We start from the raw sequence: 20,253 nt of genomic DNA, 5'->3' as shown, positions 1-20,253 counted from the left end.
TTTTCTGGAGCAGGGTGCTCGAAGATACTTCCTTGGGTTGAGTTGATTTACTGATTGGGCTTTCAGGACGGCTAGGTGCGTGCGGTAACGACAATGCTGGGAACACCCATTGCTCTGACTTGATCGGCGGACCTATGAAGCAAGATCACCGAACCAACGCCACCCCCAGCGCGTTGAGTGTTTCCGTCGTCATCTGACCTGTTGGCACCAGGCCATAGGCTTCCTGAAACTGCTGCAGGGCCGAGACCGTGCGCACACCCAGCACACCGTCGATGGCCCCGGGGTCGTAGCCCTTGGCGTAAAGCGCAGCCTGCACGCGCATGATCATGAGGCGAAGCTGATCCGCGTTGGCTCTGGTGGACCCCGTCGCGGGCGTTGAGCGGTTGCGATCGGCCCAGCGCATCCAGCCGTTCTGCGGCGATGAGCTGGGCGCGGGTGTGGTGTCGGTCCCATGGCCGGCGGAAGGATGGGTTGAGGCGGCATCCGCCGTCGGTGGATCGTATGCGTCGACATTCAGCGGCGCATAGGTCCGTGGCGAAGGGAGCCGTCGGGTAGGTGCTTTCCTGGTGCGCGGTGTCGAGCGCACGGGAGCCGCCGGTGCGACATAGGGGCTCGACGTGGGCGCAACATAGGAACTGGGAGCGGGCGGGGTGTAGGTGGAGGCCGGCGCACGATAGGAACCGCCGCTGCCCGAGTAGTGCGAGCTGTGGGAACTATGGGAGCTGTGCGAGCGATGCGAGCTGTGAGACCGGTGCCCCGCGTAGAGATTGTCGATATCCGCGTTAAGAGGCGCCACCAGCGTAGTGGTGTAGTTCGCGTCTTCTTGTGCAAGCGCCATCAATGCGGACTGCTTGCCCGCCTGGCCTTCGGTGTCCTGGAAGGAGCCATGCAGCGCCGACAGCGCGCCACCGGCCAGGGTCAGTGCCTTGCGCATGAGAAATCGTCCTTAGCGGTAACTGGGGCGATGGCGCGGCTGGTCCACTCGGGGGTGATCCAGCCGAAAAAGCCGCCACATCGGTCTTTCAGCGCGCAGCCCTCGCACGCCGGCAGGTAGTGTTGTTTCCAGTCGGAGATGCTGCGCCGAGCGAATGGCCACAGATCGGCGGGCAGAGTGCATAGCGGCAGGTTGTAGAGGGATACCGCCATGCCGCGCCGATCCAGGAACTGCGCGGCTTCCAGCAACGCCGGCGCAAGATCCACGGGATCGATCCACAACGCCTCGCGATGGGCTTTAGCGAAGCCAATGGGCTCCGTGCCCATCAGCGCCACATGTTCAACAAAAGGCAGGTTGCGGTAGAGATAGCGCGCCAATTCCGGCAGCCGTTCTGCCACCGGCTTGGTGAGCACCACCCGCACCTCGACCCGTTGCCCGGCAGCATGAAGGGCATAGAGCCCGCGCACGGTCTGGGCGAAGGCACCTGGGCTCTGGACAATGTAGTCGTGCAAGCGGTGGTGATCGCCATACAGCGGCACGCCCCAAGTCAGCGAGGGGTGGGCGTCGGTGAAGGTGTTCGCGTAGGCCTGATCCTCGAAACGGCGGCCGTTGGAGAGGACATGGATGTGCGTGTCGGGCAGCATCTCGGCGCAGCGCCGGATGACCCGTTCGAGGCCGGCGCCCAGAAGCGTGGGCTCGCCACCACTGATGGCAATGGAAGGTTCGTCCTTGTCGATCAATCCCGCCAGGTCGCACAACTGCTCCACGCGCCAGCCGTCGTCGATCTCACGAGGCGGCTGGGAGCACATCAGGCAGAAGCTGTTGCACCGCTCGGTCGCAAACAGGACATTGCCGTTGTCGCCCCGACGGTAGCGCACGGCGATTTTGGAACTGCCTGGACGAAGCTCGACCACATCGCCCGGGCGGACAGTGGCTGGGTCGCCCAGGAGCGCGACCTCTCGATGTCCAACAGGCGGAGGGCCATCGGCGCCGACGAGCACGCCGGCCCAAGGCAGGTCCAGCAGCGAGGCAGCACCGGCAGTCTCCGGAGTGCGCAGGTCCAGCAGCATCCGCTTCAGCGGGAATTCGCCCGCAGCGAACTCGCGCAGTCCCGCGACTTTGAGCAGAGTGGGCTCCTGCCACTCCGGGCTCCAGCGGGCCTTGGCGTCCAAGGGCAGCATCAGGCGGCCACCTCCAAAGAAGCGTCCGGAGCGATAGCAGGAGCTGCGCCGGGTCGCCGTATGGCCCAAGCCTCAAACACGGCTCGGTCGGCCGGCGAGCTGTCCTGCCATCGCTGCAAGAGCAAGTCGAACATGCCCATCTGTTTCGCGCAGAAGTCGCTGGTCGGCCGGTGCCCGACCGAATCGCCCTGTCGGGCGTAGTGGTCGATGGGATCGGCGCCGCACAGCGGCACATACGCGCAGTCGGCACAGGTAGGCAGGGCCTCGGCGATCCCGGCGGCCAGCACCTGCTGCATGGCCGGCGACTGAAGCCATTGGGCGACCGGTTCGTCGACCCGACCCATGGCGAAACTGTGGTCGCCCATGGCAGCCAGCATGCGTGCTTCGTCCGAGGGGTAGACCTGACCGTCGTAGTCATAGACGACCGTGCCCAGGCCGGCGCCTGTGGGGGAGCGCAGGTCCACATAGCCGTGGGAGAAGGGCGTCAGCAACTGGGACAGCAGCAAGCTGGCATAAGCCTCTTCGAGCTCAAAGCCATCGTGGTTGACGCTTAGGATGTGGTCCAACGCGACGACGTAGAACTTCAGGAACTCGGCGATCGGATAGCCCTGGCGCGCTTGGGTCTTGCGGGCGAAGCCGTAGGGGCTGAGCGGCCGCAGAAAGATCGAATGCAGCCCGTGTTTACGGTATTCATCGATGATCTCGCGTGGTGCGGTGAGGCTGCGTGCGGTCAGTGTCGTCAGGGCCGACACCGCATCCTCGCCCAACGCCCGCCGTCCACGCTCGATGCCTTCTATTGTGCGCTGATAGCTGTCTCGCTCCGGTCGCGGTCGATTGGCATTGTGCAGCCACTCGGGGCCGTCCAGCGAAGTGGACAGCTGAAAACGGTGCTCCCGCATGAAAGCCAATTGGTCGTCGGTCAAGTCGTGCAGGGTCGACGCGATGACGAAGCGCAACGATCGGCCTTTCGATCGGTTGCGATCGACGATGGCTTCGGTGAGCGAGCGCACGCGATCGAAATGCAGCAACGGCTCGCCGCCCTGAAACTCGACGGTGAGTTTGTCGGATGGCCACTCGAACAGTCGTTCCACCGCATGGCGGCCCGCGGCGCCGCTCATATCGAAGGTGGTTTCCGATGTGGGGCGCCGCGACACCTGGCAGTAGGAACAGGTGTGATGGCAGCGCAAGGACACCACGAAGATGTGTAGAGCCGGTCCGGCTTGGAGATAGGCCTTGCGGGTCCGATATTGGGACAACAAGGGCGCCAGCGTGGAACGCGCTGGATCAGCCAGGATGAGGTGGCGTGCCTCCATCGACGCGAAGAGAGCTTCGTCCTGCTGTAGCTCGCCGCCCACGACCCGGTCCAAGTCGGACCGTGGTATGACGAGCCAATCGCCGGCCAGTGAGGTCACCAAGACTTGGGTCTCATCCCAAGGCAAGCGACGAAAGCGCATCGGCAGCAGCCGGTAGCTGGAGGCGCTATTGAAGTCAGAGCGCTGAGCGAACCTCATGGCACTGCCTTTGGATCGCGTGGCGTGGCCTCGCGTAGCGCAGCTTGCACCAGTGCCGTTTGAAGATCGGCGGTTTCTCCGCGAATCAGGTCGCGCAACCGTTCGTCGAGTAGATCGTTGTTGAAGCGCGATGCTAGCCGGGTCGTATCTACGTCTGCATGCTTGGGCGTCAACACCACATGGCTTGACGCTGCGGACAGCGCCAAGTCGACGAAGCAATCACCGGTGTGTCGATGTGCGGCGCGCGCGATCACATCGGGCGAAAACACGCCCACATCAACCATAATATGTATGGCATCCATTGCCACCAGCCTCCCCCAGGCTTGGTCAGGGGCATCGTGCACCTGGAATTGCCTGCCATGCAAGCCAGGCCCGGCAAGGACGTGCCCGTGGGGAACATCCCGGCGGATGAATGGGGCGCCCTCGATCGCACTCCAACTCTTGGCCGGGCTTCGACGGCCACCGGGACGCATCGATCAGTTCGGAGGGCCGTCGATTGGGCGCGCAGGGGCATCGTTTTCGTCGAAAGCCCTGATCCGCTGCACTGCATAATACATACGTATGCGTATGGTTTGATTCCTGCCGATGCGGGCAAGCTGGGAAAGTCTGGTCGGCGCAGCCAGCAGAGCCATCCGCCATGCGTGCCGTTTTCTCAAGGCTCACAGCCAAAGGCGCCGCCGCCATTCGTGTTGCTCCTCCAGTGCCCTGCGGTCCGAAACCATCCCGGGACCGCGTTGTTCTTGACGTCATGCGCCAGAAACTTCAAGCCGCCGTGCTGCTGGCCTGCTCCTGGGCCGGCGGCAATGCGGCTGCGCAGCCGGCATCGCAAGGGGCGGTCCTGGCGGACGCATCGTCGCGTGCGATGGCTGGATCCGCTACGACCCACAATATCGACGCCATCCGCGACTCGATCGCCGGTCCCCTGATCGAGGCGATATCGGCGAGGCTTGGCGGTCGCGCCGTGGACCTGCGACTGGATGTCGTCGATGTCCGCACGATCAATGCCAATGAACGTGCGATCAGCGGTACCGGCGACGCCCAGATCGTGGGCAGGCAGGACTGGATCGGTTTTCGATTCGGCTTGCTGTACGACGCTCGCCTGCGCAGATTGAGCTATCCCGATGTCAGCATCGACCGCGTCGCGGCGGGAGAGCGCGACATTCCCAACGCCCCGATCCTGGTCCAGCAACTTGAGGCCCTGGTAACCGCGGATCTGGCCCGGGAGCATCGCAAACCGTCGGCCCGGCTCCATCTCGACCGGGTCGCCACCGTCGAAGGCGACGGCCAGCGCCTGCGGATCGACGCACAGGCCACGGCCTACCTCGATCGCTATGGCCCGGGCATGCCGTTGACCATCGTGGCCCTCTACGATCGTTCCAGCGGTGCCTGGCTGAAGCTCGAATACGGCCCCGGCCACGATGCCGCAAGCCGCCCCTGGGATAGGCGATCGTCGGCCCGTTGACGCCCCACGGCGCACGCTGGCCGTTGCCATTGCGGGTGCGCCGGATGTTTCCCACACGAGCACCTAGCTGCGCCCCGTCTGCAACTGAATGATTCACGGGCCGCTGCGTCCGATCGGCGATCCGACCGCATTCGACGGCCGGAGCGCCGCGATTCTGTCGTTGCTCTGGTTGAGCCAGCCCGTTTGGAGAGCGAGCGTCCTTTGCCCGGAAACGGGGTAGCCAGGAGTGAGGGCTACGCATCGGCAGGTAAAGCGTCATGAAGGATCACCCGGTAGCGTGCCTTCGCTTCGATCCTAGTCCAGCGCGGAAATCGAACCGGGGGCACCCGTCGTCGCGTGCATTGCACGAGAGGCGGGTGGCGCCATGAGCATCGCACTGGCCAGTCGCAAAAACCGCGCATTGCTGCTGCTTTGGCTGGGCGAGACCTGGCTGCTGATCCTGTCGGTCATGGTGGCGGCATGGCTGCGCTTTCTGGATACCTCGCAGGGTTTGTTCACCTTCTTCCAGTGGGCGCCGGTACGCGCGTTCGTGTTCGCCGCCTTCATCACCGTGTCTATGGTGGCCTTCGGCCTGTACCAGGTGCATGTGCGCCACAGCCGGATGGAGTTCTTCATCCGGCTGTTGCTGTCCTTCGCATTCGGCGGTATCGCGTTGCTGGTGCTGTACTACCTGGCGCCCGCCGCCTATATCGGCCGCGGCGTGCTGGCGATGGCGCTGGCGATCGGTCTCGTCGCGGTGACGGCGCTGCGCCTGATCGTCGAGCGGGTGTTCAAGACGGATGTGTTCAGGCGCCGGGTGTTGGTGTTCGGTGCGGGCAAGAACGCCGATCTCATCAACACTCGCCTGCGGCGGGGATGCGACCGGAGGTCCTTCGTGGTGGTGGGCTTCGTGCCGGTTCCGGGGCAAGCCGTACAGGTGCCCGAGCAACTGCTGCTCAGTACGGATTTCGCCCTGTCCGAAATCGCCGAGTGGCTGCACGTCTACGAGATCGTCGTTGCGCCCGACGAGCGGCGCGGCGCGCTGCCGATGGAGGAAATGCTGACCTGCGCGCAGCGCGGAGTCACCGTAACCGATCTGTCGACGTTCTTCGAGCGCGAGGCCGGCATGGTGAAGCTGAACGTGGCGGACCCGTCATGGCTCGCGTTCTCGGGCGGCTTCGACCACTCGATGCCGCGTCGCCTCAACAAGCGGTTCTTCGACCTGGCCGCGGCGTGCGCCCTGTTGCTGGTCGCCTGGCCCTTCATGCTGCTGGTCGCGGCATGCATCACGCTGGAGTCGCGCGGTCCGGTCCTGTACCGGCAGACGCGCATCGGCGAGAACGGACGCACGTTCGAGCTGATCAAGTTCCGCAGCATGCGCGTGGACGCCGAATCCGATGGCGTGGCGAGGTGGGCTACCCAGAACGACGATCGCACCACCCGGGTCGGACGGATCATCCGCCTGTCGCGTCTGGATGAGCTTCCCCAGTTGTTCAACATCCTGCTCGGGGAGATGAGCTTCGTCGGTCCACGGCCCGAACGGCCGCAGTTCGTCGAGATGCTCAGCCAGGAAGTGCGCTACTACAACGTCCGCCATTGCGTGAAACCGGGCCTGACCGGCTGGGCGCAACTGCGCTATCCCTACGGCGCCTCGGTGCGCGATGCCGAAGAGAAGCTGACCTTCGATCTGTTCTACGTGAAGAACCACGGCCTAGTGTTCGACCTGTTGATCCTGTTGCAGACGGTCGAGGTGGTTCTGTTCCGCCGCGGTTCGCGCTGACGCCGCCGCTGCGCGACGGCGTTTGTTTCATGGCTTATTTCGCAGGCTCGGATGCGCTCAGCTTGTCCCGCGTACCGGCGAAAGCGAATCGCACTTCGCCGAAACGTCCCGCGACATAGCGTAGCAGCGCATGGATGAAAGCGATGACGCCCGCCATCTCCATGCCTTCTTCCAGGCTGACCAGGACGTGATAGATGAGGTTCTTGTGCCCGTGCGCCTCGCGCCACCATCCCTCGATCAGTTCGACGCCCAAGGCGCCGCCAAGGTAGATCGCGGCGGAAACGACGAAGGCGATCGCCGTTCTGCGGGGCAGGCGCAACAGAAAGCGCAGGAAGAACGCACCCAGGAAGAAGACCAGCGCAAAGCCGGGAATCACCCATGCAAAGAAGAAGATCCCAAGGTGCTGGCCGCCCAGCAGCGCGCGTAGTGGCGCGATCGCCTTTTCGTGGAACGACAGGGACTCGTCCATGGCCATCAGCATGAAACCGGCGGCGAGAATCGCCCACTTCGACACGTCGATGCCCTCGTGCCGCCTTTCCAGCACGGCGATCAGGGCGAGCAGCAGTGAAGCGCAGAACAGCAGCAGGGTCGAAAACAAGGCCGGGAGGTTGTTTTCTCCATCCATGCTCATCATCGCCAGGCCGACGACATGCTCCTGGTGCGCGATCAGCCGGTAGGCCTGCATGCTCATGTTGGCGGCCACGAGCAAGACAGTCGCGACGGACAGGGGCCAGGTGATGGCCCATGGGTTGAGTGGGATCTTCCTGGCGTCCATCGTTGATTTGTCGCCTGTGGTGCGGTCGCCGGTTCGCGCCTGCCTATTAAGAACGGGCCCAGGCCAGGTCTGCGGACATCGCGGGCCAAGCTGCGCTTCCGTGCAGGTGGATGCTGGCAGTCGCGGACGTGTGGCCCGGGGCTGCTACCTCAGCCATTCCCCGGAGGCGAGCGCCAGCAGGCCGAACAGGACGATCAGGAGCGCGACGGCCAGCACCAATGCGATCCGCGCCGGCGCGGGCGGGGGTTGGTCGGAAGCGCGCTGGCTGTAGGCGACATAGGTCCGCGACACGCCGGCGTGCGATGGGCTGCCGCCTCCGATCCGGTGCGGGGCTTCCCCGGGCAGGCGCCCGTAGCGGCGATGGAAGCGGGTGGCCGTGGTGTACAGGCCGATCAAATCGCACAGGTCCGCGGATTCCCGCGATGGCGGCTTCGCGCCGGGACGGCTGGGGTGCAGCTCGGAAATCCGCCGGCGATAGGCAAGCTGAAGCTCCTCGAAGCTGCAGTTGGGCCTCAGCCCCAGTTCGGAGTACAGCAATGTCAGGTCGGCTTTCATCGGGGACCTCCCATGACCCTATCGTAGCGCGCGGAACGGGCGGGGGAAGCAATTTTCCCTGTAATTCGTGCATGGCCGCATGACCACCCCTGCGCCGTTTGTCATGACATCAACGCGCGATCTTTACCCTGCCGGGTGCCGAACCGGGGGCTACGACTGGGATGTCATCACGGTGGGGTCGCCAGTGCTGCGGGCGCGGGTAGGGGAAACATGGGTATGAACAAGTTATCCGATGGTTCTTCGCAGTACCGTCCGCTCGCCTGCATACCGCAACTGGTCGAACAGCAAGCATCCACGAGGCCGGATGCCATCGCCGTTACCTGCGATGGCGCCAGCCTGACCTATCGCGAACTGAACAGTCGAGCCAACCAGCTCGCCCATCGCCTGCGTTCGCTGGGGGTAGGGCCGGAGACGCTGGTCGCGATCGGCTTGGAGCGCTCGCTGGAAATGGTGGTCGGGCTGCTCGGCATCCTGAAGTCCGGCGGGGCCTACCTGCCTGTCGATGCCTCCTATCCGCGCGATCGCGTGCAGTTCATGTTCGAGGACGCGCGCCCCGCCGTGCTGCTGACATCGACGGGACAGAGGGGCGCGTTGCCTGCGACCGACGTCGCGACCTTGTTGCTGGACGGAGACTGGGCGGAGTTCGCCGCGGAGCCGGTTCACGACCCCGAGCCGCTGGCGCAACTCGATAATATCGCCTACGTCATCTACACCTCCGGTTCGACGGGCAAACCCAAGGGCTGCCAGGTCACGCACGCCAACGTCGCGCGGCTGTTCGTCGCGACCCAGCCCTGGTTCGAATTCGGTCCCGACGACGTGTGGACCTTCTTCCATTCCCACGCCTTCGATTTTTCGGTGTGGGAAATATGGGGCGCCCTGATCTACGGCGGCCGCGTCGTGGTCGTGCCGTTCCTGGTCAGTCGCTCGCCGGACGCGTTCCATGCGCTGCTGGTGCGCGAGCGCGTGACCGTGCTCAACCAGACGCCATCGGCGTTCCGCGGGCTCATCCATGCCGATCTCGCGTCCGCCAGCGAGCCTTCGGCGTTGGCGCTGCGCTACGTCGTGTTTGGAGGCGAAGCCCTGGAGTTGCAGATGTTGCGCCCGTGGTTCGAGCGTCACGGCGACCGGTCCCCGCAGCTGATCAACATGTACGGCATTACCGAAACCACGGTCCATGTCACCTACCGGCCGGTAGCTCGCACGGACCTGGAGCGCAATGCAGGCAGCGTGATCGGCGAACCCATTCCCGATCTGCGCCTGTATGTGCTCGATCCCGAACTCGTACCGGTCGCCGCCGGCGAAGTCGGCGAGATCCACGTCGCAGGCGCCGGCGTTAGCCGCGGCTATCTCAATCGCCCGGACTTGACCGCCGAGCGGTTCTTCGACTGGCAGTCGCCTCAAGGCGAGCGTGTGCGGCTCTACAAGACCGGCGACCTGGCCCGTTCGCTCGCCGATGGCGATCTGGAATATCTCGGCCGCAGCGACCACCAGGTCAAGATCCGCGGCTTCCGCATCGAGACCGGCGAGATCGAGAGCGTCCTTGCGAGGCACGAATCCGTCCGCGCGTGTGCCGTGATCGCACTCGACGACCGCGCAGGTGGCGAGGCGCGGCTGGTGGCCTACGTGGTTCCCGCCGACGTGCACGCTTCCCAGGCATCCCTGCGCGCCCATCTCGCGACCGTCCTGCCGGACTACATGGTTCCCGGCGCATTCGTCGAACTCCAGGCGCTGCCATTGACCGAAAACGGCAAGCTCGATCGTCGCGCGCTGCCGGCACCGGCCCGGCAGCGGCCCGAACTCGCCCATGCCTTCGAGCCCGCCATCGGAGCGCTGGAGGCATCGCTGTGCGCCGCATTCGGCGAAACTCTCGCCGTCGACAACGTCGGACGGCACGACAATTTCTTCGAGCTGGGCGGCGATTCGCTATCGGCGGCAAGGCTGCTGCAACGGCTCAAGCAGACCGGCGCGCATGCCAGTGCCATACCCACCGCGCAGCTGTTTCGCCATCCGACGCCGGCAACGCTGGCCGGCTCGCTCGAAGGCCGCGGCGCCGCGGAGATCGATCCTGCGCGTTATGCATCGGCGCGCCGCAGGGAAAGCGGCGGGATAGCCGTCGAGCCGATCGCCATCGTCGCCATGGCGGGACGCTTCCCCGGTGCCGCGGATGTCGAGGCGTTCTGGCGCAATCTCTGTGAGGGGCGCGATTCGATCACGGTCTTCGATCCGCAGGATCTGGATCCTGCCGTCAGTGCGCAGGATCGCGACGATCCGGCGTATGTGCCCGCACGCGGCGTGATCGACGGCGTCGAGCAGTTCGACGCGGCGTTCTTCGGCATCGGTCCGAGGGAAGCCGAATTGATGGACCCGCAACAGAGGATTTTCCTCGAACTTGCGTGGGAATGCCTGGAACGCGCCGGCCACGTGCCCGACGCCACCTCGGCTCCGGTGGGCGTGTTCGGCGGTATGTTCAATGCAAGCTACTTCCAGCGGCATGTGTCCGCGCATCCGGACCTGGTCGACAAGGTCGGCGCTTTCCAGGTGATGCTGAACAATGAGAAGGATTTCGTCGCCACACGGGTTGCGCACAAGCTCAACCTGACCGGTCCGGCGGTCAGCGTGCATACCGCGTGTTCGACCTCGCTGGTGGCCATCTGCCAGGCCGTCGACAGCCTGACCCTCGGCCATTGCGACATGGCTCTGGCCGGCGGCATCACCGTCACTTGCCCGCCGCGCAGCGGCTACTTCTACCAGGAAGGATCGATGCTGTCGCCCGACGGCCATACCCGGCCGTTCGATGCCAGCGCACAGGGCACCGTGTTCAGCGACGGCGCGGCGATCGTGCTGCTCAAGCGCCTTTCCGATGCCGTGGCCGACGGCAACCAGGTATTCGCGGTGATCCGCGGCGGCGCGGTCAACAACGACGGCGGCGGCAAGGCCAGCTTCACCGCACCCAGCAGCGAAGGCCAGGCGGCGGTCATCTCCATGGCCCACGATCGCGCGCAAGTGGATCCGCGCAGCATCGGCTATGTCGAAACCCATGGCACCGCCACGCCGGTGGGCGATCCGATCGAGATCGAGGGCCTGACGCGCGCATTCCGTCGGGGCACCGAAGAGCGGGGGTTCTGCAGGATCGGCTCGGTGAAGAGCAACATCGGTCACCTGGTCATAGCCGCGGGCGCGACCGGCGTGATCAAGACCGCGCTGGCGTTGGCCGAGCAACGCATTCCGGCGACCGCGCATTTCAAGTCGCCCAACCCGGCCATCGATTTTTCCGGATCGCCGTTCGTCGTCAACGACGCCCTGACGGACTGGCCTGCCACGGACGTCCCACGCCGCGCGGGCGTGAGTTCGTTCGGCGTCGGAGGCACCAATGCGCACGTCGTGCTGGAAGAGGCGCCGAAGCTGCCGGCGTCGGACGCGGCGCAAGGGCCGCAATTGCTCATGCTGTCCGCGCGCACGCCAACGGCGCTTTCGCGAGCGGCGACGCAACTGGCCGACCGTCTCGATGCCGATCCCGACATCAACCTCGCCGACGTGGCATGGACGCTCGCCGTGGGCCGCAAGGCGTTCGCGCATCGCATCGCGGTCGTCGCCGACGACGTTGCCGGTGCGGCGGCGCAACTGCGCAGTCCGGAGGTCGCCGCTGCTGCGGCACGCGGCAAACCGGTGCGGCAGGGGGATGTCGTCTTCCTGTTCCCAGGACAAGGCGCGACCTATCCGGGCATGGGGCGCGGTCTGTACGACACGGAACCGGCATTCCGGGCGGCATTCGACGCTTGCGCCGATGCGCTGCTTGCGGAACTCGGTTTCGATCTGCGCGAACGCGTTTTCTCGAACGACCCGGAGGCGTTGCTGCCCACCGCGATCATGCAGCCGGCGACGTTCGCCATCGAGTACTCGGTCGCGCAGCTATGGATAAGCCGCGGCATAGTACCGGCGGCGATGATCGGACACAGCATCGGCGAATTCGTCGCTGCGACGCTGGCCGGGGTATTCGCCTTGCCCGACGCGCTGAAGCTGGTTGCGCGGCGTGGCGCGCTGATGCAGGCGCAGCCGGCTGGCGGCATGCTTTCGGTACGGCTGGCCTGGGACGAACTGCTGGCCAGGCTGCCCGCGGATCTGTCGCCGGCGGCCGAGAACGCGCCGGGCAGCGTCGTCGTATCGGGTACTTTGGAAGCGATTGCGCGTTTCCAGGCCGAGCTGGAGGCCGATGGCGTTGCCTGCCGCGCGCTGCGCACGTCGCATGCCTTCCACTCGCAGATGATGGAACCGGTGGTGGCGCCGTTCCGCGCCGAAGTAGCCGCCTTGCAGCTGTCGGCGCCGCTGATTCCTATCGTCTCGACCGCGACCGGGGATTGGCTGGAAGAAGCAGCCGCAAGGTCCCCCGACTACTGGGCGTCGCACCTGCGCGATCCAGTACGCTTTGCGACGGCCGTGGGCAAGGTGCTCGAAACACCGTCGCGCGTGCTGCTCGAAGTGGGCCCGCGTGCGACCTTGAGCGGCCTGTCGCGCCAGCATCCGGCTCTGCTGAAGCAGCAGGCCACGGCGATACCGTCGCTGGCCGACGACCCCGCGACCGAAGCCTCCAGCTTCCTTTCCGCGGCAGGCCAGTTGTGGTGCCGCGGCACGCCGATCGACATCGCCGCGTTCGATCGCCGCCACTCGCGTAAGCGGATGTTGCTGCCCACCTATCCGTTCGAACGCCAGCGCTTCTGGGTGGAGGCTGCGGCCAGCTCGAACGTCGTGCAGCTCCCCAGCGCGAGTGCCGTGCATCCGGTTGCGATCGTGGCTGGGCCCGCATCCGCTGCCGAAGATGCGACCGTGCCGGCCACGTCGGGTGCGCCGGATCGCCACGCACGGCTGGTCAGCCAGCTCTCGGACATCTTCGAGGACGCAGTCGGGCTCGACCTTTCCGAAGTCGATGACGAGGCCAATTTCATGGAACTCGGCCTGGACAGCTTGATGCTGACCCAGGTGGCGCTGCGCCTGCAGAAGATATTCTCGGTCAAGCTGACGTTCCGGCAGCTGATGGGCGAATGCAGCAGCCTGCAGCGCCTCGCGACGATGCTGGATGCGCAGCTGCCGCCGGAACCTGAAGCCATGCCCGCATCGGCGGCGGAGTCCGCGGCACCGGCCGGGGCGTCCGAGTCGGAAAGTGGGGAAAACCTGGCGCGCCGATTGCTGGAGCAGCAGATGCAATTGCTGCAACAGCAACTTTCCGAACTCGATACTTCGCAGGGCGCGACGGCAGTTGCGATGCCCGGCGACGAAGCCGCGCAGCCCGTGCACACCGGCCACGATCCGTCCGCTGGCGGTGCTCCAACGCTAGTGGCGCCGACCACCGAACCGCAGCGCGAGATATGGCTTGCCGATCAGCTCGGCCCGGAAGCGTCTTTGGCCTTCAATCTCTCGGTGTCGCTGCAGTTCCACGGCGATCTGAACCTGGAGTTCATGCGCGACGCCCTGCAGGAACTGGTGGATAGGCACGAGTCGTTGCGCGCAAGCATCGGGCCGGACGGCGAAACCTTCTGTGTGCTGGAACGATGCGCGTTGCTGTTGCCGATCGCCGATCTTTCGTCGTTGAGCCCCATCGACAGGCAGGTGGCCGTCGACGAGCGCATCCGGCTCACGGTGGAAACGCCGTTCGCGCTCGACCAGGGACCGCTGTTTCGCGCCGAACTGCTGCGTTTGGCCGAAGACGAGCATCTGCTGCTGCTGACGGCGCACCACATCGTCTGCGACGGATGGTCCTGGTGGACCATCGTGCGCGAGCTCGGAGCTTTGTACGGGAAGCGTTTCGAGATGACGGCGCAGCCGCTCCCCGACGCGGCCTCGTTCGTCGATTACGCACTGGCGGAGGCAGGGCGCCAGGGCGACGAGAGCCAGGCAGCCGATGAGGCGTATTGGCTTTCGCGCTTCGCCACTGGTACGCCCGTGCTGGAACTGCCCACCGATCGGCCGCGGCCGCCGAACCGCAGCTTCGCTTCGGCCCGCCTGGATCACGTACTCGATTCCGGTTTGCTGGAGGCCCTGCGCCGGACGGGCGCGGCCCGGGGCGTCGGTATGTTCGCCACGCTGCTAGCCGGCTTTTCGGCGCTGCTGTCGCGCCTGTCGTCGCAATCGGACGTGGTGGTCGGGATTCCCGCGGCGGGGCAGGCGGTGTGCGGTGCGGACCACCTGGTGGGGCACTGCGTCAATCTGCTGCCGCTGCGCTTCGAGCTCGACTCGACGAAATCGTTCGCGCATGCGATCGATGACGCGCAAGCCATGCTGCTCGATGCGCTGGAACACCAGCGTTACACCTTCGGCACGCTCCTCAGGAAGCTGCGGCTACGACGGGACCCCGCGCGGATACCGCTGGTCAGCGTGCTGTTCAACCTCGACCAGGCCATGGACCAGGAATGCACCGCGTTCCGCGGCGTGTCCATGGAATTCGACAGCAATCCGCGCAGCTTCGAGACCTTCGAGCTGTTCGTGAACGCTGTGCAGGCCCATGGCCAGTTGCGACTCGAATGCCAGTACAACCGCGACCTGTTCGATGCCGCGACCATCCGGCGCTGGCTGCGCGCCTACGAAGCCTTGCTGCGCGCTGCGATCGAGCGCGAGACTGCGGACTTCGCCAGCCTGCCGCTGGTCGATGCAGTTGCGCGTACCGAGTTGTCGTCGTTGCAGCCGGCCGCGGTCGCCTACGACCGCGAATGCAGGATGCACGAGTATTTCGAGGCCCAGTGCGATCGCACGCCGGATCGGGTCGCATTGCGCGCAGGCCCGACGTCCCTGAGCTATGCCGAGTTGGAGGCGCGCTCGAACCGCGTCGCCCATGTGCTGCGCGAGCATGGCGTCCGCCGTGGCGCGCTGGTCGGCCTGGCGCTCGATCGCGGCCCCGACATGCTGGCTGCGTTGCTGGGCATCCTCAAGGCCGGCGCGGGGTATGTGCCGTTGGATCCGCAGTTCCCGACGGAACGCCTCGCCTACATGGCCGCCGACGCCGGACTGGCCATGCTGCTGACCACGCGCGAGCATGCCGCGCATTTCGATCTGCGTGGCAGGCCGGTGCTGTTGTTCGACGAACATGCGCCCCAGCTTGCGACGGCCGCGGCAACGCGGCTCGGCCGCGACGAGTACGCCGCACAGCCCGAGGATCCGGCCTACGTGATCTATACGTCGGGTTCCACCGGTCGCCCCAAGGGCGTAATCGTGCCGCACCGTGCCGTGTCCAACTTCCTCGACAGCATGCGCCGCGAGCCGGGACTGGCTGCGCAGGACCGGCTGATGGCCGTGACCACGCTGTCGTTCGACATCGCGGTGCTGGAACTGCTGCTGCCGTTGGCGGTGGGGGCACAGATCGTGCTGGCCGATCGCGAAACCGCCGGCGACGGTGCCGCACTGCGCAGGCTGCTGGAAAGCAGCGGCGCGACGGTGATGCAGGGCACGCCTTCGAGCTGGCGTCTCCTGATCGATGCGGGCTGGAACGGGGACGATGGGTTCAAAGCCCTGTGCGGCGGCGAACCGATGGCCGTCGACCTGGCCACATCGCTGTTGTCGCGTTGCGGCTCACTGTGGAACGTCTATGGGCCCACCGAGACCACGGTGTGGTCCACCTGCGCGCGCATCGCCGCCGATCCCGATGGACAGGCGCCCGACATCCATATCGGGCGACCGATAGGCAATACCAGCGTGTGGATATTGGATGCGCATGGCGAGCTTTGCCCATTCGGCGTGCCGGGCGAGATATGCATAGGCGGCGAAGGCGTCACTAAGGGATATCTGGAGCGCCCGGATCTGACCGCCGAACGATTCGTCGCCGATCGCTACACGGCAACGGCCGCAGGCACGCCCGGACACGATGGCGTCGCCTTGCTGTATCGCACCGGCGATCGCGGTCGTTGGCGCGCGGACGGCAACCTCGAGCATCTCGGGCGTCTCGATCACCAGGTCAAGGTGCGCGGCTATCGCATCGAGCTGGGCGAGATCGAGGCCAATCTCGCCACGCGCGAGGAGATCGCCCGTGCGCTCGTGATCGTGCGCGAGGATCGCGCGAACGACCAGCGCCTGGTGGCTTATGTGGTCGCAGCGCCGGGGGCGACCATCGAAGAGACGGCGTTGCGCGCACACCTGCGGGAACTGCTGCCGGCCTACATGCTGCCGCAGCACTTCGTCGTGCTCGATGAGATTCCGCTCTTGCCGAACGGCAAGATCGACCGGAACGCGCTGCTGCCGCCAGTCGCTAAAGAGGAGGCCGTTTCGCCTCCTCCGAGCGCGACTGGGGCGGCAGCCGACCCACGCGTCCGTTACCTGTCGGAGATCTGGTCCGAGTTGCTGGGTCTGCCCGCCGGCCCAGACGACAACTTCTTCGAACTGGGCGGCCATTCGATGCTCGCCGTACAGATGGCCAATCGCGTCGAACGCGATACCGGCAGGCGGATCAAGCTGATTCGCCTGGGCGCGGAGACCCTGGCCCAGGTCGCGGCGGGGCTACCCGCTGCCACGGAGGACGCCGTGCCGGCGGGCGGCGTGGGCGGGCGCATCAGCAGCGGCTTGCGACGCCTGTTCGGATTGAACCAGGGATCCAGCCCATGAACTTCGCCGCATTCGACTGCTGTCCCGCAATTGCACGGAGGCGCTCGCCATGAGCCTCGATGGCTGGGAACCGTTCTGGCTTGGACCGTCGTCGCACCGCTTGTATGCAGCGCTGCACGCCGCATCGGGCGCGTCTTCGACCGGCATCGTCCTGGTGCCGCCGTTGCTGCATGAACTGCCGCGCAGCCGCCGGTTCATCACCGAAGTCGCCAGCGAACTTGCGGGCCTGGGCTTGCCGACCCTGCGTTTCGACTTCCATGGCACCGGCGATTCCGGGGGCTCCGGGGAGGAGCTGGATCTGGCCTCGATGCATCGGGATCTCGAATTGGCGGTGGCCGCGCTGCGCGAACGGACCCGGATCAAACGACTGGTTCTGGTCGCATGGCGGGGAGGCGCGCTGGCATTGCGCGGATGGCTCGAGAGCGGCGGCGCGGCCGACCTGATCCTGCTTTGGGAACCGATCGTCGATGGCGGTGCCTGGGTGCAGGAACTGGTAGAGACCGATGCGCGCGAACGTGCGCTGCGTCCGCCGCCGCGTGCCGGCGTGCCCCGCATGACCGATCCCTCGGACGGCCAACTGATGGGCTTTCCCGCGCCCTCGCGCCTGCGCGCGGACCTCGGGAAAACGCGTCTGGACAAGGGCATGCATCGCGACGATGTGCCCATGTGGGCGATCGTTCGCAACGATCTGGCGGAGCTTCCCGTGGACATCGCGAGAACCCTGCCGCTGCCTGCGAATGCCCCCAGTTTCAATGTCGGCGCCGCGATGGATGCGACGTTCTTCCTCACGCCTCCGGTTCGCGAGCTGGTCGGGAAACTGGGGCAGGCCGTCCGCGAGGAAGCATGGGCATGAATGCATTGCTGGATGCCAATCCTGTCGAAGCGGCCGTGGCAGACGATGTGTTCGTGCGCTTCGGTCCGGACGGGCGATTGCGTGGCGTGCTCAGCGGCGCGTCCGGAGCAGGGCCGACGCTGCTGTTGCCCAGCGCGGGTTTGCAGCCCCGGTCCGGGCCGTTCCGATTGCACGTGCTGCTGGCCCAGCAGCTGGCGGCGCACGGGATCCGAACATTCCGTTACGACATCCCTGGCGTGGGAGAGGCGCCGCGCATGCCGGAGTGCGACGCCACCCAGGCGACGATCGCCGCTTTGGACCAGCTTGAGGCGATGCACGGCTGTCGCACCTTCGCGGTGGGTGGAATCTGCAGCGCCGCCGATACCGGCTGGGACGTCGCCAATATCGATACGCGCGTGTCGGCGGTATTGCTGTTGGACGGTCTATGTTTCACCGGCCCCTGGTACTACTACGCGCGCGGGCTGGAACTGCTGCGTCGCCTGCCCAGGGAATGGCGGCATTTCGCCCGCAAGCTGCGAGGGCGCATGCGCGGTAACGCCAGTCTGGATTCGAATGCCTTCCGCACCTGGCCCAGCCATGCGCAGGCCCGCGAGCAGTTCGCCGCGATGGTGGCGCGCGATGTCCGCTTGCTATGGATCTTCAGCGGTGGCTTTGCCGACCGGTTCCTGCATGCGCGCCAGTTCGAGTGGGCCTTCGGCGCTGCGGCGCGCGACCCGCGCGTGACCATGCATTACTGGCCCGATTGCGACCACACGTATTTCGGGCGGGCACAGCGCGAGCGCCTGATCGAAGCGATCACGGGCTGGATGAGCCGACTGCCGGGGCGCCAGGGCGGATGAAAGAGATCGGCACGCAAGCACGGACCCCTCTCTATCCCGCGCCTCCGGGAGCCACGCGGCCGTTGCGCGTGGCTCTGGTGGGGCCGCCACAGGTACCTGCCTGGGTGCAGGCATTCCACGGCCTGGTCGCTGGCTACGACTGGATCGAGCTGACGACGCTGGCCGCCGCCGACGCGACGCTGCCCAAGGTCTCCGGGATTCCCAGGGGCGTCCGCGCCTTGCTTGCGTTCGAGCATGCCCTGCTCGGCGGCACCCGCAGCCTAGCGGCGATGCCGATGCCGTCCGATCCCCCACAGGATGCCGGCCATGCGGCAGCAGGTCCTGGGGACGGCGTCTCCCTGCTTGATCGCATCAGCAGCTCGCGCCCGGACCTGGTCATCGTGCTCGGTACGAAATCCTGGGCGTCCGCGCTGGCTGGCCAGATCGAGTGCGCCTGCTGGCATGTCGACGCGAGCCTGCTCGACCCTCGCCATGCGGGGTTCTCGCTGCTCGGCCCGATGATGCGTCGTGAAACAGCGACGCGGATGGCCCTGATCCTGCACGAGCCGGACCAGGCTCCCATCGACCTGGCAGCCAGCTGGGGCAAGACTCGGGCGACTTCGTTTCTCAAACAGCGCGAGGACGCGTTCCGCAAGCTGCCTGCCTTGCTGCTGCGCGCCTTGCATCGCGTCGCCCAGGGAGGCCTCGCTGCGGGCTCGCTTTCGATGGCGACGCTGGAACTGCAGTCGCAGGCGCCGGTCGGGCGGGCTGTCGGACTGCGCGCCTTCCTGTCGATCGTGCGCGCTTCTCCGCGTTGGCTGACAGGCTGGTTCAGGAACGCTCGCGTCGGCTGGACGCTGGTGCTGCGCCTGGGCGGGGCGCCGCTCGATCCGCAGTCGCCGACGATCGGATCGCACGCGCTGCTGAAAGCGCCGAAAGGATGGTGGGGCGATCCCTTCGTCGTGATGGCGCAGGAACGCAGGCTGCTGTTCGTGGAGGAAATGCTGGACCCGCGACTCAAGAAGGCCACGATCGCCTGTGTGGAATTGACCGCGGGCGGAGCGCGCGCGCTCGGCGTCGCGCTGGACGAACCCGGCCACCTGTCCTTCCCGCAGGTCTTCGCATGGGAGGGGCAGTGGTACATGACGGTCGAGTCCGGCTACGACCGGCGCGTCAGCCTGTATCGGGCCACCGACTTCCCCTTGGGATGGGCCCGGGTGAAGGATCTCGTCACCGGGCGCGTCTGCGTGGATCCGACCCTGCATCATCACGAGGACCACTGGTACCTGTTCGCCAACGTCGCCGAGAACCAGAACAACACCTGCGACGAATTGTTCCTGTTCGTCGCCGATAAGCTCGAGGGGCCGTATGCGCCGCATCCGGCGTCCCCCATCGTCTGCGACGTACGCCGCGCCCGAATGGCGGGAAAGCTGTTCCATCGCAACGGCAGGTTGATCCGGCCGGCCCAGGATTGCGGACCCGGCTACGGCAACGCCGTCGTGTTCAACGAGGTATTGGAACTGGGGCCCACGACCTACCGCGAGCGGCAACTTTCTAGGCTGGCTCCCTACCTGAAGCGCAGTGTCGATGGCTGCCATACCTACAACGCTGCGGGCGGCGTCGAAGTCCTGGATGTCCTCGGTCGTCCGCCGAACAGCGCGTACGTGGAAGTGCTCGATGCGCGGTCCGCAACGGACGCACGTGTCCGCGCGCCTTTATCCGATTCGACGGAGCCGGTGGTTTCCTCCGGCCCGCCTTCTACCGGCGGCCCGGTTCATCGGGGCGCCGCCCCGCGGTGATGCGTAATGATCCTCCATGGCGATCG

General features: G+C 66.1%; 12 protein-coding genes. 6 read left to right on the top strand and 6 right to left on the bottom strand.

The genetic code is table 11. The features are described 5' to 3' along the window. Positions 1-145 precede the first annotated feature (145 nt). From hxsA to ASD78_RS20755, 4 genes are read right to left on the bottom strand one after another with little or no spacing between them, the layout of a single operon-like run. Complete coding sequence (gene hxsA / locus ASD78_RS21545) at positions 146-934, bottom strand: His-Xaa-Ser repeat protein HxsA (RefSeq protein ID WP_082559524.1); 789 nt, start codon at positions 932-934, stop codon at positions 146-148. After that, a complete protein-coding gene (hxsC, locus tag ASD78_RS12505) occupies positions 919-2,115 on the bottom strand; it encodes a His-Xaa-Ser system radical SAM maturase HxsC (protein WP_056101818.1) in 1,197 nt (398 codons plus the stop codon). Before hxsC ends, hxsA begins: the two co-directional genes overlap by 16 nt. Further along, positions 2,115-3,626 (bottom strand): His-Xaa-Ser system radical SAM maturase HxsB, encoded by a 1,512-nt coding sequence (gene hxsB / locus ASD78_RS12500; RefSeq protein ID WP_235566492.1) that lies wholly within the window; start codon positions 3,624-3,626, stop codon positions 2,115-2,117. Before hxsB ends, hxsC begins: the two co-directional genes overlap by 1 nt. Next, positions 3,623-3,928, bottom strand: a complete 306-nt coding sequence (locus ASD78_RS20755; protein ID WP_156087736.1) for a hypothetical protein — start codon at positions 3,926-3,928, stop codon at positions 3,623-3,625. Before ASD78_RS20755 ends, hxsB begins: the two co-directional genes overlap by 4 nt. Positions 3,929-4,374: 446 nt before the next feature. On the opposite strand from ASD78_RS20755, the gene ASD78_RS12495 reads away from it, so the two are divergent. Beyond that, positions 4,375-5,088 carry a hypothetical protein gene (locus ASD78_RS12495; protein ID WP_055900051.1) on the top strand — a complete coding sequence of 238 codons (714 nt, stop codon included), beginning with the start codon at positions 4,375-4,377 and terminating at the stop codon, positions 5,086-5,088. A gap of 364 nt (positions 5,089-5,452) precedes the next feature. After that, positions 5,453-6,847 (top strand): TIGR03013 family XrtA/PEP-CTERM system glycosyltransferase, encoded by a 1,395-nt coding sequence (locus tag ASD78_RS12490; RefSeq protein WP_056101815.1) that lies wholly within the window; start codon positions 5,453-5,455, stop codon positions 6,845-6,847. 34 nt (positions 6,848-6,881) lie between these two features. Here ASD78_RS12490 and ASD78_RS12485 read toward each other — a convergent pair whose 3' ends face one another. Both ASD78_RS12485 and ASD78_RS12480 read right to left on the bottom strand, forming a co-directional pair. Beyond that, the gene (locus tag ASD78_RS12485) at positions 6,882-7,622 is read right to left on the bottom strand and encodes a hypothetical protein (protein ID WP_156087735.1); all 741 of its coding nucleotides are present in this window, start codon (positions 7,620-7,622) and stop codon (positions 6,882-6,884) included. Positions 7,623-7,766: 144 nt separating this feature from the next. Next, entirely contained in the window at positions 7,767-8,177 is a 411-nt protein-coding gene (locus ASD78_RS12480) for a J domain-containing protein (RefSeq protein WP_055900045.1), read from the bottom strand. Positions 8,178-8,393: 216 nt separating this feature from the next. Here ASD78_RS12480 and ASD78_RS12475 point away from each other — a divergent pair, with 216 nt between their 5' ends. The 4 genes from ASD78_RS12475 to ASD78_RS12460 are packed head-to-tail and all read left to right on the top strand — an operon-like array spanning position 8,394 to position 20,227. Beyond that, positions 8,394-16,757 carry a hybrid non-ribosomal peptide synthetase/type I polyketide synthase gene (locus ASD78_RS12475; protein WP_056101809.1) on the top strand — a complete coding sequence of 2,788 codons (8,364 nt, stop codon included), beginning with the start codon at positions 8,394-8,396 and terminating at the stop codon, positions 16,755-16,757. 49 nt (positions 16,758-16,806) lie between these two features. Beyond that, positions 16,807-17,610, top strand: coding sequence for a hypothetical protein (locus ASD78_RS12470; protein ID WP_056101806.1), 804 nt, complete (start codon positions 16,807-16,809; stop codon positions 17,608-17,610). Next, on the top strand, positions 17,607-18,449 hold the full coding sequence (locus tag ASD78_RS12465) for a hypothetical protein (protein WP_156087734.1): 843 nt from the start codon (positions 17,607-17,609) through the stop codon (positions 18,447-18,449). The genes ASD78_RS12470 and ASD78_RS12465 overlap by 4 nt, the downstream gene beginning before the upstream one ends. After that, positions 18,446-20,227: a hypothetical protein gene (locus tag ASD78_RS12460; protein WP_156087733.1), complete on the top strand. Its 1,782-nt coding sequence runs from the start codon at positions 18,446-18,448 to the stop codon at positions 20,225-20,227. The genes ASD78_RS12465 and ASD78_RS12460 overlap by 4 nt, the downstream gene beginning before the upstream one ends. Positions 20,228-20,253: the final 26 nt, after the last annotated feature.

It is taken from the genome of Lysobacter sp. Root667, assembly GCF_001427715.1.
Taxonomy (GTDB): Bacteria; Pseudomonadota; Gammaproteobacteria; order Xanthomonadales; family Xanthomonadaceae; genus Lysobacter.
This window is presented reverse-complemented; position numbering and strand designations above follow the sequence as displayed.

Excerpts from the sequence above, each read along its gene's own strand:
- hxsA (WP_082559524.1), bottom strand. The coding sequence starts at position 934 with ATGCGCAAGGCACTGACCCTGGCCGGTGGCGCGCTGTCGGCGCTGCAT.
- hxsC (WP_056101818.1), bottom strand. The coding sequence starts at position 2,115 with ATGCTGCCCTTGGACGCCAAGGCCCGCTGGAGCCCGGAGTGGCAGGAG.
- hxsB (WP_235566492.1), bottom strand. The coding sequence starts at position 3,626 with ATGAGGTTCGCTCAGCGCTCTGACTTCAATAGCGCCTCCAGCTACCGG.
- ASD78_RS20755 (WP_156087736.1), bottom strand. The coding sequence starts at position 3,928 with ATGGATGCCATACATATTATGGTTGATGTGGGCGTGTTTTCGCCCGAT.
- ASD78_RS12495 (WP_055900051.1), top strand. The coding sequence starts at position 4,375 with ATGCGCCAGAAACTTCAAGCCGCCGTGCTGCTGGCCTGCTCCTGGGCC.
- ASD78_RS12490 (WP_056101815.1), top strand. The coding sequence starts at position 5,453 with ATGAGCATCGCACTGGCCAGTCGCAAAAACCGCGCATTGCTGCTGCTT.
- ASD78_RS12485 (WP_156087735.1), bottom strand. The coding sequence starts at position 7,622 with ATGGACGCCAGGAAGATCCCACTCAACCCATGGGCCATCACCTGGCCC.
- ASD78_RS12480 (WP_055900045.1), bottom strand. The coding sequence starts at position 8,177 with ATGAAAGCCGACCTGACATTGCTGTACTCCGAACTGGGGCTGAGGCCC.
- ASD78_RS12475 (WP_056101809.1), top strand. The coding sequence starts at position 8,394 with ATGAACAAGTTATCCGATGGTTCTTCGCAGTACCGTCCGCTCGCCTGC.
- ASD78_RS12470 (WP_056101806.1), top strand. The coding sequence starts at position 16,807 with ATGAGCCTCGATGGCTGGGAACCGTTCTGGCTTGGACCGTCGTCGCAC.
- ASD78_RS12465 (WP_156087734.1), top strand. The coding sequence starts at position 17,607 with ATGAATGCATTGCTGGATGCCAATCCTGTCGAAGCGGCCGTGGCAGAC.
- ASD78_RS12460 (WP_156087733.1), top strand. The coding sequence starts at position 18,446 with ATGAAAGAGATCGGCACGCAAGCACGGACCCCTCTCTATCCCGCGCCT.